Below are 14,728 nucleotides of genomic sequence, written 5' to 3' on the forward strand. Positions count from 1 at the left end.
ACTCCATCGCACCCCGGACTCCATCGCACGACCACCCGCCGGATGAACGAACACAGGAGCTGGATCCACAGATGCAGGACCACGACCACGACGACGCCACGTACGACCTCCTGGTCGTCGGGTCGGCCAACGCCGACCTGGTGATCGGCGTCGAGCGCCGCCCCGCCCCCGGCGAGACGGTCCTCGGCTCCGACCTCGCCACGCATCCCGGTGGCAAGGGCGCCAACCAGTCGGTCGCGGCGGCCCGTCTGGGCGCCCGTACCGCCCTGCTCGCGCGGGTCGGCGACGACGCCCACGGGCGGCTCCTGCTCGACTCGCAGCGCGCGGCGGGCGCGGACACCGTCGGCGTCCTGGTCGGTGGGGCGCCCACGGGCGTCGCGCTGATCACCGTCGACCCGTCGGGCGACAACAGCATCGTGGTCTCGCCGGGCGCGAACGCCCGGCTGGCCCCCGAGGACATCCGCGCGGCGGGCAGCCTGCTCGCCGCGTCCCGGGTGATCTCGACCCAGCTGGAGATCCCCGTCGAAACGGTCATCGAACTCGTACGTACGCTGCCGTCCGCCGCCCGTTTCGTACTGAACCCCTCACCTCCGGCACCGCTGCCGTCCGAAGTCCTCGCGGCATGCGACCCGTTGGTGGTGAACGAACACGAGGCGCGCTACATCCTCGGCGATGACGCGGGCTCCTCTGCCGCATCGGACTCCCCCGCGGACTGGGCGCGGGCGCTGCTCGCCCTCGGCCCCCGCTCGGTGGTCATCACCCTGGGCGCGGACGGAGCGCTGACGGCGGACGGCAGCGGCTCCCCCGTCACCGTCCCCAGCCCGAAGGTCGACGCGGTGGACACCACCGGCGCGGGCGACGCGTTCACGGCGGCCCTGGCCTGGCGCCTCGGCCTGGGCGACGGCCTCCCGACGGCCGCGGCGTACGCGGCGCGCGTCGGGGCGGCGTCGGTCACCCGGCAGGGGGCGCAGGAGTCGTACCCGACGTCCAGTGAGGTGCCGGCGCCGGGAGAGGCGGCCTCCGCATGAAGAAGACCGGCATCCTCAACCGCCATCTCTCCGGCGCCCTGGCCGAGTTGGGTCACGGGGACACGGTCCTGATCTGCGACGCGGGCATGCCCGTCCCGCAGGGCCCCCGGGTCGTCGACCTGGCCTTCAGAGCCGGGGTCCCGTCCTTCGCCGAGGTCCTTGACGGGCTGCTCGCGGAGCTGGTGACGGAGGGCGGGACGGCGGCGACGGAGGTCCGGGAGGCGAACCCGGCGACGGCCGGACTCCTGGCGTCCCGCGTCGCCCCCCTCACCCTGATCCCGCACGAGGAGCTCAAGCGCCGCACGGCGACGGCCCGCCTGGTGGTACGCACGGGCGAGGCCACGCCGTACGCGAATGTGCTGCTGCGGTGCGGGGTGTTCTTCTGAGCCGGATCTGTCTGAGCCGGATCTTCTGAGCCGGACTGCTCGCGCGACTCTGGCTCCTCAGGGGAAACTCAGCGTCCGGTACACCGTGACCCCGCCCGCAAGCTCTTCGCACGCCCGTGCCGCCGCACTGACGCGCCGCGTGTACGAGGGGTCGCCGGTGTCCAGCAGGATGCCAAGGGTCGTGCCGCTGTGCGCGACGGCGACGCCCAGGCCTCCCACCTCTCGGCAGATCTCCCGCATCGGCTCCAACGACCACTTGTGGCGCAGGAGTTGATTCATCCGCGCACTGCGGGTCGCGACCCGGCCGACCTCCGCGAGGTCGCGCCGGCGTACGGCGCGGGTGAGGCGGTCGAGCAGGCGCGCGTACGCGTGGCGGTCGGCCAGGGTGAACGGCTTGGGGATGCGGTTGAAGTCGACGGTGTCGACCGAACCGCCCTCGTCGATCCCCACCACGGCCATGACCGGGAGTGAGCCGAGGACACCGCGAAGGCGCACGGCGCGGTGGTGGAAGGCGACGATCGCCGGATAGAGCACCCCGTCCGTGGGCTCGATGTCCGCGAGCAGCCGCTCGATCCGGGACGGCGGCATGCCGACCCCCAGCGCCTGCCCGACCGCACGCGCGGTCGCGACGAGGTCGGCGGACGAGCTCGCAAGGCCCTTGCCCTCGGGGATGACGCTGTTGACATGGAGGGTTCCCCCGGCCGGCTCGCCGGTCCGCAGCTCCGCCAACTCGCTGATCGTACGGGCCAGTCGCAGCGCCTTGGTCTTCCCGGCGGGCCGGACCACCACATCCCCGGAGTCGCAGCCGAGCTCCTGACGGAACGTGGCCATCGTCCACCGCGCGACGGGCAACGTGACCAGGAAGTCCCCGTCCTCCTCCGGCAGCACGCCCTGAAGCAGCTCACCGAAGGTCCCGAAGGCGGTACCCACTCCGGTTCGGACTCCCGCGCCCACTCCGGTTCCGGCCGATCTCGCACCACCCAACGGGCGGGGCGGCCCGACCTCCCGGGACAGCTTCACAGGTCTCCTCTCAACGTCCCGACGCCTGCGGGTCCACAGGCTGCCACAGCGCTAACCGTCTTGACAATCATTTTCATCTAGTGTGATGCTCTCGGCTCGGCGACCGATCCAGGTGACGACGCAGGGGGCAGAAGCAGACATGCACGACCACATAGCCGAAGCGGTGAAGAAACCCGATCTCATCGCCCTGGAGCCGGACCTGGTCTGTCTCCGGTTCGAGACGATGAAGATCTATTCGGCACTGGGGGCGGTCCGTCACCTTCTTGACTCGGGTGCCGTGAAACCCGGTGACACGCTCATCGACAGTTCCAGCGGTATCTACGCACAGGCCCTGGCGCTCGCCTGTCACCGCTATGGGATGAGGTGTCACATCGTGGGTTCCACGACCGTGGACCACACCCTGCGCGTCCAGCTCGACATACTCGGCGCCACGCTGGAACAGGTGCGGCCGTCGAAGAATCTCCGGCTCGACCAGGAGCTGCGGGTGCGGCGCATCGCCGAGATACTCGAGGCGAATCCGTCGTACCACTGGATGCGTCAGTACCACGACAGCATTCATTACCTCGGCTACCGCGACGTGGCCGAGACGATCGACGCCGAGCTCCCCGAGAGGCCGCTCGCCCTGGTGGGCGGGGTCGGATCGGGGGCGTCGACCGGCGCCATCGCCCGCTATCTGCGTGCCGCGGGCCGGGATGTGTCACTCGTCGGCGTGCAGCCCTTCGGCAGCGTCACCTTCGGCTCGCAGCACGTGGCCGACCCGGACATGATCATCGCCGGGATCGGCAGCGCCATCGAATTCAGGAATGTCCGGCACGAGGCGTACGACCGCGTGCACTGGGTGAATTTCGACTGTGCGGTGTCCGGCGCGGTCTCGCTCCTCAGGACGAGCGGCATCTTCGCCGGTCTCTCCACCGGGGCCGCCTACCTCACCACTCTCTGGGAACAGCGTCGCGACCATTCCCGTACGTACGTGTTCATCGCGGCGGACACCGGTCACCGCTATGTCGAGAGCGCCTACGCGAAACACGCCGACGCCCCGGACATCGACACCTTGAAGCCGCATGAGATCACCTCGCTCGACGAGCTGAGGCATCCCTGGTCGACCGCTTCCTGGCCCGCCCTTCCCTGACCGCTCCACCACCTCCTCCAGCATCACCGCCTCCTCCACCACTCTGAGAGAACTCCACATGTCACACCCCGAGCCGCGCACGCCCCTCAACATCGCGGAGCTCATCGACGCCGTCCTGGCGGGCGACTACGGCCCCGCACCCAAGGACCTCTCCGTCACCAGCGCGTTCTGGCTGTACAACACCACCCGGCTCGCCGACAGCCAAGTCACCTACCACAACCACTACTTGCTGCTCAGGGTCGGCACAGCCTTCGGCGCCTGTTCCTTCGAGGCCGGTGAACTCGCCCCGGAATTCTGCGAGAACGCATCGGGCCACACCCTCGACAAGCTGCTGCGAGCCGAGTCCACGCCCGTCCGCATCGCCGCACTCGACGCCTATCTCGCACAGGTGAGCCCGCACCGGGACGCCGCCGAAGCCGAGCGCGTCACGCTGCCCACCGGCACCCCGGAAGAACGGGCGAAGGCCCGCGACGCCGCCATCGCCGGGCTGCTCGACATCGGGCCGGGCGCGAAAGTGGCGCTGATCGGCGTGGTCAATCCCCTCGTCGCGGCGGTACGTGAGCGGGGCGGCGTCTGTCTGCCGTGCGACCTGAATCTCCGTACGACCCAGTGGGGCGACCGGATCACCGACGACATGACCGAGGTCCTTGAGGAAGCCGACGCCGTGGTCGCCACCGGTATGACGCTGAGCAACGGCACCTTCGACCTGATCCTCGCGCACTGCCGCGAGCACGAGGTGCCGCTGGTGGTGTACGCGCAGAGCGGCAGCGCCGTGGCCCGCGCGTTCCTGTCCGCCGGGGTCACCGGCCTCTCCGCCGAGCCCTTCGCGTTCTCGCAGTTCAGCGCCGACGAGACGCCCCTCTACCGCTACCGGGAGGCGGCGTGAGCGTCCACTCCAAGGGCGCCACGGTGGATCCCGGACCCTCCCGGCCCTCCGCCGCCGGCGAGGAGTTGCCCGGCGACCTGCGGATGGCCCGCACACTGTGGCCCGTCCTGGTCGCGTCCGCGGTGGGCCTACTGCCGTTCACCATCTTCAGCACGTACCTGGTGCCCATGGCCGAGGACGCCGAGAGCAGCGTCGCCACGCTGGGCGGCCTGCGCGGACTCGGCGGTCTCGCCGCCCTGCTGGTGGGCACCGCGCTCGCCCCGCTGATCGACCGCGTGCGCAAGGAGTGGGCCGCGGCGGGCGGTCTCGCGGCGCTCGGCGCGTCCGCCGCACTCGGCGCGAGCGGGGACTTCATCCTGCTCGCCGTGTTCTGCCTGCTCGTCGGCGCCAGTACGTCGGTGCTCAACCCGGCGCTCACCGCGGCCGCCGCCGACCGCTTCGGCTCCGGAAAGGCCGCCGGGCGCGCGGCCACGCTCGTCACGGCGACCCAGTCGATGACGGCGATGCTCGCGGCGCCGGTCATCGCGCTGCCCGCGCTGTTCTGGGGCTGGCAGGGCGACCTGTTCGCCGTGACCGGGGTGTCGCTGCTCCTCGCCGCCGTCTTCTTCGCGCGCGGCAAGGACAAGCCGGTCCAGGAGAAGGCGGACGCCCAACGCCTCGGCTACATAGCCTCGTTCAAGGCGCTCGGGGCGATCCCCGGTGTCGCTGCGCTGCTGCTCATCGCCCTGCTGCGCACCGCCGTGTTCATGGGCTACCTCTCCTATCTGGCGGCCTACTACGACGACCGGTTCGCGCTGAACCCCGGACTCTTCGCGTTCGTGTGGACGCTCAGCGGCGCGTCGTTCTTCGTGAGCAACCTCCTCACGGGACGGATCACGAACGCCGCCGAGCCGCGGATCGGCACCGAGCGGCTGCTGACCATCGGTCTGCTCGCCGCGCTCGTCTCGGTCGTGGGCTTCTACTTCACGCACTGGCTGCCGCTCGCGCTCGCGCTGACGTCCCTGCACGCGGCAAGCCACGCCGTCGTGGCCGCGTGCGTGATCAGCCTGCTCGTCCGTCGCTGCGGGACCCGGCGCGGCGCGGCCCTGAGCGTGAACGCCGCGGGGATGAGCCTCGGAGTCTTCGTGGGCGCGGGTCTCGGCGGGCTCGGGCTCGGGCTCGCCGGGTATCCGGGGATCGCCGTGGCCTTCGGGGCGCTGGTGGTCGTGGCGCTCGTGGCCGGGGTTCTCGTGTCGCGGGCGGGGCCGGTGGACGGGGATCCGGCCGATGGGGATCGGCCGGAGGATGCGGAGCCCGCCGCATAGCGACTGTCCGGAGTACGAAAACACCTGCTGTCGAGGCGACTTGACCCGTAGAGACTTGAAAGGCCCGACCGCCCATGCCTCTGCCCCTTACGGCAACCGCCGCCGCGGCGTCCGACGCGCCTCCCCCGGAGCCACCGGCCAAAGGCGTACGGAGCCCAGTCGCCGCCTCCCGCGCGGGTCTGGCGGCGACCTGTGCCGCGCTCCTCCTCATCCTCCTCGTCTCCGTCGTCGTGGCCATCGGTCTGGGCTCCGCGGTGGTCACGCCGGGCGACACCGCACGGTTGCTGTGGGCGGCACTGAGCGGCGGGAGCATCGACGCCGACGAGGTGACGACGTATCAGATCATCTGGCAGATCCGCACACCGCGGGTGCTCCTCGCCGCACTTGTGGGCGCGGGCCTGAGCGCGGTCGGCGTCGCCATCCAGGCGCTCGTGCGCAACGCGCTCGCCGACCCCTTCGTCCTGGGCGTCTCGTCCGGGGCGTCGGTCGGCGCGGTCGGCGTCACGGTCACGGGCGGACTCGCGGCCCTCGGCGTCTACGCGGTGTCGGCGGGGGCGTTCATCGGCGCGCTCGTCGCCTCCCTTCTCGTGTACGTCGCCTCGGCGGGCCGCGGTGGCGGGCTCTCGCCGCTGCGGCTCGTCCTGACGGGCGTCGCGATGGCGCTCGGCTTCCAGGCCGTGCTGAGCGTGATCATCTACTTCGCGCCGGACACCGAGGCGACCAGCATGATCCTGTACTGGACGATGGGCGGCTTCGGCGCCGCGAGCTGGGGCGCCCTGCCCGTCGTTGCCGCCTGTGTACTGCTCGGTCTCGCCGTGCTCCACCGGTACAGCAGGGCGCTCGATGTCCTGGCGCTCGGCGACGAGACCGCGACGAGCCTGGGCATAAGCCCCGACCGGCACCGCAAGGGCCTGCTCCTGCTCGCCTCCCTTGTCACCGGGACGATGGTCGCCGTGAGTGGCGCGATCAGCTTCGTCGGCCTGGTCATGCCCCATCTCGTACGCATGGTGGTCGGCGCCACGCATGCGCGGGTGCTCGCCGTCGCGCCGCCGGCCGGGGCGGTGTTCATGGTCTGGGTCGATCTCCTGTCGCGGACGCTCGTGGCGCCGCGCGAGCTGCCGCTCGGGGTCATCACGGCGCTGGTCGGGGTACCGGTGTTCATCGCGCTGATGCGGCACAAGGGCTATATGTTCGGGGGTCGTTGAGATGGAGCTCGCACTCGACGGCCTGTCCGTGCGGATCGACGGCAAGCTGCTCGTCCGGGACCTGTCCCTCACGGCGGGCAGCGGCCAGATCGTGGGCTTGGTCGGCCCGAACGGCAGCGGCAAGTCCACCGCCCTCAAGTGCGTCTACCGCGCCCTGCGTCCGAGCTCCGGCGTGGTCCGGGTGGGCGACGATGACCTCTCGCGGCTGACGCCGCGCCGCAGTGCGCGGATCGTCGCCGCGGTGGCCCAGGACGGCGCGGTGGACCTCGACTTCACCGTGGCGGAGGTCATCGCCCTGGGCCGCGCGCCCCATCTGCGCGGGAACCAGGCGCTCAGCGCGCGCGAACAGGACCTGTGCGCACGGACGACGGCCCGTCTCGACCTCACCCGCCTCGCCGACCGGGGCGTACTCACCCTGTCGGGCGGAGAACGCCAACGCGTGCTGCTGGCAAGGGCGTTGGTCCAGGAACCTGAAATCCTGGTCCTCGACGAGCCGACCAACCACCTCGACGTACGCCACCAGATCGAGCTCCTCTCACTCCTGAGGGGTTCGGGCCTCACCGTCCTCGTGGTCCTGCACGACCTCAACCTCGCGGCGGCGGCGTGCGACCGCATCGGGGTGCTTTCCCAGGGCGCGCTGGTGGCCGCGGGGACGCCGGAAGAGGTGCTCACCACGGGCCTCGTCGACGAGGTCTTCGGCGTCAAGGCCAGCGTGATCAGCCACCCCCTGACCGGCGACCCCCAACTTCTCTACGCACTGAGCCCCTCGGCTCCCCTGTGAACCTCCCTCTGAAAGGCACCACCAGGCCATGCCCGGAACACGTACCACCATCGGATCGGCGCTCGCGGCGGCCCTGCTGCTCGGCGGCTGCGGCGCGGAGGTCGACTCGGACTCCAAGGCCGCGGGCACGCCCGGGAAGGTCACCGTCAAGCGCTGCGGCGAGCCGGTCACGTACAGGACTCCGCAGCGCGCGGTGGTCTACGAAGGCGGCAGCGCGGACAAGATGTTCAGCCTGGGCCTGACCGAGCACGTCCACGGCTATGTGATGCCCCCGGCCAACCCGCCGGTGAGCGAGTCCCCTTGGGCGTCGGAGTACGCCAAGGTGAAGATGCTCAGCGACGACCTGCTCAACAAGGAGCTCGTCGTGGAGGCCAAGTCCGACTTCGTCGTCGCGGGCTGGAACTCGGGCTTCAGCGACCAGCGGGGCATCACCCCGAAGATCCTGGACAAGCTCGGCATCCAGAGCTTCATGCACACGGAGAGCTGCTTCAACTACCCCGGCTATCCACAGAAGCTCACCCCGTTCGAGGCCCTGTACTCGGACCTCGAACGCCTGGGCAGGATCTTCCAGGTCGAGAAGAAGGCGGACGAGGTCGTGGGCGGCCTCAAGAAGCGCGTGGCCGCCGTCGAGTCCAAGGCCCCCAAGGGCGACCCGGTCCCCGTCTTCCTCTACGACTCCGGCACCGACCAGCCCTTCACTGCGGGCAGCCAGGTCCCGCCCGACGACATCATCAAGTCCGCCGGCGGCAAGAACATCTTCGACGGCCTCGACGAGCGGTGGACCCAGGTGAACTGGGAGGCCGTCGCCAAGGCCGAGCCCGAGGTCGTCATCATCTTCGACTACGGCGACATGCCCGCCAAGAAGAAGATCGACTTCCTGAAGAAGTCCCCGCACACCAAGGAACTGCCCGCGGTGCGCAAGAACAACTTCTTCGTCCTCGACTACAACGAGGGCATCAGCGGGCCGCGCGACATCGACGGCCTGGAGAAGTTCGGGAAGTACGTGCGCTCGCTGAAGCGGTGACCTCGACTCGACCGTGCCTCAGTGAGCCCCGTCGAGAGCGCCTGCCAGACGGCCGAGGAGCCCTTGCAGGGCGAGAATCTCCTCGACCGTCATACCGGTCGCGGCGAGGATCCGGCGCGGCACGGGCAGCGCCCGCTCGCGCAGCTCGGCTCCGGCGTCCGTCAGCCGAACGGTGACGGAGCGCTCATCGGCGGCGCTGCGCTCACGCCCCACGAGTCCCGCTGTCTCCAGGCGCTTGAGGAGCGGCGAGAGCGTGCCGGAGTCCAGGCGCAGCCGCTCGCCTATCGCCTTGACGGGCTGCGGGCCGTCTTCCCAGAGCACCAGCATGACCAGGTACTGGGGATAGGTGAGCCCCAGGTCCTTGAGGGCGTCGCGGTAGACGCCGCCGAAGGCGCGCGAGGCGGCGTGCAGCGAGAAGCAGACCTGGTGGTCGAGGCGCAGGAGGTCGGCGTCGGGCAGGTCGGCCTTGTCCGGTCGGTCGGTGCCGGGGGGTACGGCTGTCGGCGATGACGTCATGGGTCCAGGGTACCTGGCACGCGTCATTAAGTTGTGCACAACTAAGTCGTGTGCAACCATTGCTCGTGAGCGAACGAAACCCGTTCCTCACGTTCTTCGACCGAGGGAAGAGGACATCCCATGAACGCGCTGTACACCGCCGTCGCCACCGCCAACGGCCGTGAGGGCCGCGCCGTCAGCTCCGACGGCCAGATCGACCTCACGCTCGCCATGCCCCCGGCGCTCGGCGGCGACGGACAGGGCACCAACCCCGAGCAGCTCTTCGCCGCCGGGTACGCGGCCTGCTTCGCCAGCGCGATGGGGGCGGTCTCCCGTGAGATGAAGGTCGACGTCAAGGACGTCTCGGTGACCGCGGAGGTCTCCATCGGCAAGGACGACACGGGCTTCGGGCTCTCGGTCGTGATGCGCGTGGAGCTGCCGGACTCCCTGGCGGGCGAGACCGGACGGAAGCTGGTCGAGGCGACGCACGCGTACTGCCCGTACTCCAAGGCCACGCGCGGCAACATCGAGGTCGAGCTCGTCATCGAGTAGCGGCGGATCGGGATTCGGGACAAGGCCCCGACGGCGGGTACCGTAGAGGTACCGATCTCATGGGCCTCCTGGTGGGCTGCGTGAACCCCAGGAGGCCCAGCATGACGACGAACCGCGGACGCAAGGACGTGATCCGGAACCGGATGACGTCGACCGGCGAGTCGTACAACGTCGCCGCCCGCAACCTCAAGGCGATGAAGGACATGGGCGCCACCCGCGAGGCCGTCGTCACGCAGCGCTGGCAGCCCGCCGAGACCCTGGACGTGCCGTGCCCCTGCGGCGGCACCTGCGAGCCCGGCGAGAAGTGCGACCACTGCCACGCCCGCCACCGCCACGTGGCCCGCTACCCCGGCAGCCGCACCGAGGTGGAGACCTGGGTGGACTGCTACGAGTGCATGGGCTGCGCGAACTCGTACACGATCCTCGTCGACCTGCCGGGCCGCCCGTGGGGCATCGCCGAGACGGTGATCCAGGGCGCGTCCGCCGAGCCGGTCGTCAAGGCCCGGGTGTTCCCGGGCGTGAAGCACCCGCTGCTGCGTCCCGAGGCGTCGGACGAGGAGCAGTAGGCCTCCGGCCCGTATATCGCGCGCCCCGCACCACCTCCCCGACCTCCCCGCCCTACGATCACCTCTCTACAGCCGGAGGAGTCGGGGGCGGTCGCGGCCGGGGCTCCGGAGGTGGACGTACCGCTCGACCGGCACCGGCACCTCTTCAGCGACCATCTCCTGGAGAGGCGCAAGCGGGAGGCTGGGCTGCACGGCTGAGTTTCCGCCGAGCCGCGCCGCTCGGCCGGATCCCGCACGCGGCACCCAGCGCCACGTCCGACATAAGTCCGACATAAGTCCGACATGCGCCCGACGGAAGTCCGGCACGCGCCCGGCATGCGTCCGATATGCGAACCCCGCTTCCCGGTTTCTGACCGGATTCCTCTCTTGACGGCGAGTCGGCGCACCCCCAATATCAGGCAACGCACTTCGCGCCACCCACCTGACTCAAGCTCAGCGCAGCTCCAGCGCCCTGCGGCATCCGCGTCGCAGGGCGTCAGTACGTTCCGTCCCCCTCGCTGTTCGGAATACGGAGCCCCACATGCGAATCTCCAGACCTGCCCTGCCCCGCACCCTGAGACGGGCCACCGCGGGCGTCGCCGCACTCGCCGCCGCCGGGCTGATCGCGGCCACCGCGCCCGCGGCCCTCGCGGCCCCGTCGCCGACGCTCGCGGCCCCCGACATCCCGCTCGCCAACGTCAAGGCGCACCTCTCGCAGTTCCAGTCCATCGCCACGGCCAACGGCGGCAACCGCGCCCACGGACGTGCCGGCTACAAGGCGTCGATCGACTACACGAAGGCCAAGCTGGACGCGGCCGGTTTCACCACCACCGTGCAGCAGTTCACCTCAAGCGGCGCCACCGGCTACAACCTCATAGCCGACTGGCCGGGCGGCGACCCGAACAAGGTCCTGATGTCGGGCGCCCACCTCGACAGCGTCACCGCGGGACCCGGCATCAACGACAACGGCTCGGGCTCGGCAGGCATCCTGGAGACCGCGCTCGCCGTCTCGCGCGCACAGCTGCAGCCGACGAAACATCTGCGGTTCGCCTGGTGGGGCGCGGAAGAGCTGGGCATGATCGGCTCGAAGTACTACGTCAACAACCTCCCCGCCGCGGAGCGTTCGAAGGTCTCCGGGTATCTGAACTTCGACATGATCGGCTCCCCGAACCCGGGCTACTTCGTCTATGACGACGACCCCACGATCGAGAAGACCTTCAAGGACTACTACGCGGGCCTGAACCTCCCCACGGAGATCGAGACCGAGGGCGACGGCCGCTCCGACCACGCCAGCTTCAAGAACGTGGGCATCCCGGTGGGCGGCCTCTTCTCGGGCGCCGACTACACCAAGACGTCCGCGCAGGCCCAGAAGTGGGGCGGCACGGCGGGCCAGGCCTTCGACCGGTGCTACCACTCGTCCTGCGACACCTCGGCGAACATCAACGACACCGCCCTGGACCGCAACAGCGACGCCATCGCCTACGCCGTCTGGACCCTCGGCACGGGCACCACCGTCCCGCCCGGTGACTCGTACGAGAACACCGCTGACGTCACCATCCCGGACAACGGCGCGGCCGTGACCTCGACGGTGAACGTGACCGGCCGCACGGGCAACGCCCCGGCCGCCCTCAAGGTGGACGTCGACATCCGGCACACCTGGCGCGGTGACGTGGTCGTCGACCTGCTCGCCCCCGGCGGCACGGCGTACCGCCTGAAGAACTCCAGCAGCAACGACTCGGCGGACAACGTCATCGCGACGTACACGGTCAACGCGTCGAGCGAGGCGGCGAACGGAGCGTGGAAGCTCCGCGTGCAGGATGTGGCGGCGCAGGACACCGGCTACATCAACAGCTGGAAGCTGACGTTCTGACACCGTCCGGAGCGCACACGCCCGGCGCCCGGCAGCGTGGGTCCGCTGCCGGGCGCCGGGATCGTGACCGGTGGCTCAGCCCTCTTCGGGCGCCAGCGTCAGCGAGATCGAGTTGATGCAGTACCGCTGGTCCGTCGGCGTCGCATAGCCCTCGCCCTCGAATACGTGCCCGAGGTGCGAGCCGCATCGTGCACACCGGACCTCCGTGCGGGCCATCCCGTGCGAGGTGTCCTGGAGCAGCTCGACCGCGTCCGTGTCCTTGGGGTCGAAGAAGCTCGGCCAGCCGCAGTGCGACTCGAACTTCTCCTTCGAGGTGAACAGCTCCGCGCCGCAGGCGCGGCAGGAGTAGACGCCCTTGGTGCTGGTGTCCGTGTACTCACCCACGAACGCGGGCTCCGTGCCCGCCTGGCGAAGGACCGCGTACTCCGAGGGGCTCAGCTCCGCGCGCCACTGCTCGTCCGGCTTCTCGACGTCGTACGACATGAGACTGAACCCCTTACTACTTCGGCTTGCTACTTCGACAGCTCGGTCAGGATCTGCGGGCCGAGGTCCGTGACGTCGCCCGCTCCCATGGTGAGAACGAGATCACCGGGTCGCGTCATTCCCGCGATGGCCGAAACCGCCTCGGCCTTGTCGTGCGCGGCCCGTACGTCCGCGCCCGCCGCCACGGCCGCGTCGATGATCAGGGCACTGGTGATGCCGGGGATCGGGTCCTCGCGGGCCGGGTAGATGTCCAGGACCACGGAGGCGTCCGCGAGGGCCAGGGACTGGCCCATCTCCTTGCCGAGCTCCTGCGTGCGGGAGAAGAGGTGCGGCTGGAAGAGGACCAGGAGGCGGGAGTCGCCCGCGGAGGAGCGCATCGCCTCCAGGTCGGCCGTCATCTCGGTCGGGTGGTGCGCGTACGAGTCGATGACCTGGACGCCTGCCGCCTCGCCCTTGAGCTGGAGGCGGCGCTTGACGCCGGTGTAGGAGCCGAGGGCGGAGGCGAGGTTGTGCGCGGGGATGCCGAGCGCGATGCCCGCGGCCAGGGCGGCCACCGCGTTGTGGGCGTAGTGGCGGCCGGGGACCGAGACCGTGAAGGTCAGGAACTTGCCGTTCAGGACGACCGTGACCTCGCTGGTCAGGCCGCGTGCGGTGATCTTGTGGATGCGCAGGTCGGCGCCCTCGGACTCGCCGTAGGTCACCACCTTCAGCTCGCCGAGGTCGCGGACGCGCTTCGTCAGCTCGACCGCTCCCGGCTGGTCCGCCTCGATCACCAGCGTGCCGCCGGGGACGATCTTGCCCGCGAAGGTCTCGAAGGACTCGTAGATCTCGTCCATCGACGCGTAGTTGGCGTGGTGGTCGAGCTCCACGTTCAGGACGATGGCGACCTCGGGCGCGTACTTGTGGAAGCTGCGGTCGCTCTCGTCCGCCTCGGCCACGAAGATGTCGCCTTCGCCGTGCAGCGCGTTCGATCCCGGGGCGTCCAGGTCGCCGCCGATCGCGTACGAGGGGTCGAGGCCCAGGGTGGAGAGGGTGACCGCGAGCATCGACGTCGTCGTGGTCTTGCCGTGCGTGCCTGCCACCGCGATCGGGCGCAGGCCCTCCATGAGGGAGGCCAGGGCGTCCGAACGGTGCACGACCGGGATGCCGAGCTCGGTGGCACGGGCCAGCTCCGGGTTGTCGGCGCGGATGGCCGAGGAGACGACCACGCTGGTCGCGTCCGACGCCAGGTGCGCGGCGTCGTGGCCGATGTGGACCGTGGCGCCCAGGGTCCGCAGGGCCTCGGCCGTGGCGGACTCCCGCGCGTCACTGCCCGCGACCTTGGCGCCGCGCTGGGCCAGGATCTTGGCGATACCCGACATTCCGGCGCCGCCGATGCCGATGAAGTGCGGTCGGTCCATGGCGGTGGGCAGGCCGGGTGCCATACGTGTGTCTCCCCAAGAGTCCAAGAGTTACGGCAGATGAGCAGAGCTCAGACTATTGCCTCGGGCAGGCGGCGAGCACACCTGCGCCCCGTGAGGGGCGCGGGGAGGCGCTCAGTCCTCGGTGTGCGAGAACAGCTTCAGGACCGGAACGCCCACCTTGTGCCGGGCACGTGACGCCCAGTCCCGGTGGAAGAACTCCTCTACGTAGTGCGGGTCGGTGAGGACGATGACCTCGTCCGCGTTCGCCTCGTCGACCAGCTGCTTGAGCGCGTCGAGGGGGTGGTCCTCGATCAGCTGCCCCGACGCCTCGCAGCCCGCCGCGCGCAGCGCCGTCAGCGAGACCCCCAGCGCCTTCCGAGCGGGGCCCGTCGCATCCTCGCCTTCGGGTACGTCCCCTTCCCTCGCCGCGTCGTCGATCTCCCCCAGAGCCACGTCGTCGATGGCCCGCAGCAGGCGGTCCGCCTGGTCGCCGCGGGGCTGGAGCAGCACCCGGAAGGTGACCGGCTCCTCGCCGTGCAAGGTGGTGACGAACTCCACGTCGGCGGAGGTCAGGGCCTTCTCGATCATCAATACGCTTGTGAACACGACAGGCGCCC

At 70.2% G+C, this 14,728-nt stretch carries 16 protein-coding genes; 11 read left to right on the top strand and 5 right to left on the bottom strand.

Translation table 11 applies throughout. The annotated features are described in order from the left end of the window. Positions 1-71 precede the first annotated feature (71 nt). Positions 72-1,028: a ribokinase gene (locus tag ACFVXC_RS04345; protein WP_389901268.1), complete on the top strand. Its 957-nt coding sequence runs from the start codon at positions 72-74 to the stop codon at positions 1,026-1,028. Beyond that, complete coding sequence (gene rbsD, locus ACFVXC_RS04350; protein ID WP_389901270.1) at positions 1,025-1,414, top strand: D-ribose pyranase; 390 nt, start codon at positions 1,025-1,027, stop codon at positions 1,412-1,414. The genes ACFVXC_RS04345 and rbsD overlap by 4 nt, the downstream gene beginning before the upstream one ends. A gap of 57 nt (positions 1,415-1,471) precedes the next feature. Here the strand turns inward: rbsD and ACFVXC_RS04355 are convergent, their stop codons facing one another. Then, positions 1,472-2,344 (bottom strand): kinase, encoded by an 873-nt coding sequence (locus ACFVXC_RS04355; RefSeq protein ID WP_389901272.1) that lies wholly within the window; start codon positions 2,342-2,344, stop codon positions 1,472-1,474. 229 nt (positions 2,345-2,573) lie between these two features. Between ACFVXC_RS04355 and ACFVXC_RS04360 the strand changes: the two genes are divergently transcribed. The 6 genes from ACFVXC_RS04360 to ACFVXC_RS04385 all read left to right on the top strand — a co-directional run bounded on the left by ACFVXC_RS04360 (position 2,574) and on the right by ACFVXC_RS04385 (position 8,763). Then, entirely contained in the window at positions 2,574-3,563 is a 990-nt protein-coding gene (locus ACFVXC_RS04360; protein WP_389901274.1) for a pyridoxal-phosphate dependent enzyme, read from the top strand. 58 nt (positions 3,564-3,621) lie between these two features. Continuing rightward, positions 3,622-4,449: a Rossmann-like domain-containing protein gene (locus tag ACFVXC_RS04365; RefSeq protein ID WP_389901275.1), complete on the top strand. Its 828-nt coding sequence runs from the start codon at positions 3,622-3,624 to the stop codon at positions 4,447-4,449. After that, positions 4,446-5,753, top strand: a complete 1,308-nt coding sequence (locus ACFVXC_RS04370; RefSeq protein WP_389901277.1) for an MFS transporter — start codon at positions 4,446-4,448, stop codon at positions 5,751-5,753. The genes ACFVXC_RS04365 and ACFVXC_RS04370 overlap by 4 nt, the downstream gene beginning before the upstream one ends. Before the next feature lie 74 nt (positions 5,754-5,827). Next, entirely contained in the window at positions 5,828-6,958 is a 1,131-nt protein-coding gene (locus tag ACFVXC_RS04375) for a FecCD family ABC transporter permease (protein WP_389901278.1), read from the top strand. 1 nt (position 6,959) lies between these two features. Beyond that, positions 6,960-7,739, top strand: coding sequence for an ABC transporter ATP-binding protein (locus ACFVXC_RS04380; RefSeq protein WP_389901279.1), 780 nt, complete (start codon positions 6,960-6,962; stop codon positions 7,737-7,739). 28 nt (positions 7,740-7,767) lie between these two features. Then, positions 7,768-8,763 (top strand): ABC transporter substrate-binding protein, encoded by a 996-nt coding sequence (locus tag ACFVXC_RS04385; RefSeq protein ID WP_389901281.1) that lies wholly within the window; start codon positions 7,768-7,770, stop codon positions 8,761-8,763. A gap of 18 nt (positions 8,764-8,781) precedes the next feature. Here ACFVXC_RS04385 and ACFVXC_RS04390 read toward each other — a convergent pair whose 3' ends face one another. Next, a complete protein-coding gene (locus tag ACFVXC_RS04390) occupies positions 8,782-9,279 on the bottom strand; it encodes a MarR family winged helix-turn-helix transcriptional regulator (protein WP_389901283.1) in 498 nt (165 codons plus the stop codon). Positions 9,280-9,399: 120 nt separating this feature from the next. Between ACFVXC_RS04390 and ACFVXC_RS04395 the strand changes: the two genes are divergently transcribed. The 3 genes from ACFVXC_RS04395 (at position 9,400) to ACFVXC_RS04405 (ending at position 12,225) form a co-directional block, all read left to right on the top strand. Next, complete coding sequence (locus tag ACFVXC_RS04395; protein ID WP_389901285.1) at positions 9,400-9,810, top strand: organic hydroperoxide resistance protein; 411 nt, start codon at positions 9,400-9,402, stop codon at positions 9,808-9,810. 101 nt (positions 9,811-9,911) lie between these two features. Beyond that, positions 9,912-10,376 carry a hypothetical protein gene (locus ACFVXC_RS04400; RefSeq protein ID WP_389901286.1) on the top strand — a complete coding sequence of 155 codons (465 nt, stop codon included), beginning with the start codon at positions 9,912-9,914 and terminating at the stop codon, positions 10,374-10,376. A gap of 520 nt (positions 10,377-10,896) precedes the next feature. Beyond that, complete coding sequence (locus tag ACFVXC_RS04405; RefSeq protein WP_389901287.1) at positions 10,897-12,225, top strand: M28 family metallopeptidase; 1,329 nt, start codon at positions 10,897-10,899, stop codon at positions 12,223-12,225. Between the two features lie 75 nt (positions 12,226-12,300). On the opposite strand, the gene msrB is transcribed toward ACFVXC_RS04405, so the two are convergent. The 3 genes from msrB to ACFVXC_RS04420 form a co-directional block, all read right to left on the bottom strand. Next, entirely contained in the window at positions 12,301-12,708 is a 408-nt protein-coding gene (gene msrB / locus ACFVXC_RS04410) for a peptide-methionine (R)-S-oxide reductase MsrB (protein WP_389901289.1), read from the bottom strand. A 29-nt stretch (positions 12,709-12,737) separates the two neighbouring features. Then, positions 12,738-14,132, bottom strand: a complete 1,395-nt coding sequence (murC, locus tag ACFVXC_RS04415) for a UDP-N-acetylmuramate--L-alanine ligase (protein WP_389901290.1) — start codon at positions 14,130-14,132, stop codon at positions 12,738-12,740. A 111-nt stretch (positions 14,133-14,243) separates the two neighbouring features. Then, positions 14,244-14,717, bottom strand: coding sequence for an indole-3-glycerol phosphate synthase (locus ACFVXC_RS04420; RefSeq protein WP_389901292.1), 474 nt, complete (start codon positions 14,715-14,717; stop codon positions 14,244-14,246). Between the last annotated feature and the right edge of the window lie 11 nt (positions 14,718-14,728).

It is taken from the genome of Streptomyces sp. NPDC058257 (genome assembly GCF_042881845.1).
GTDB lineage: Bacteria > Actinomycetota > Actinomycetes > Streptomycetales > Streptomycetaceae > Streptomyces.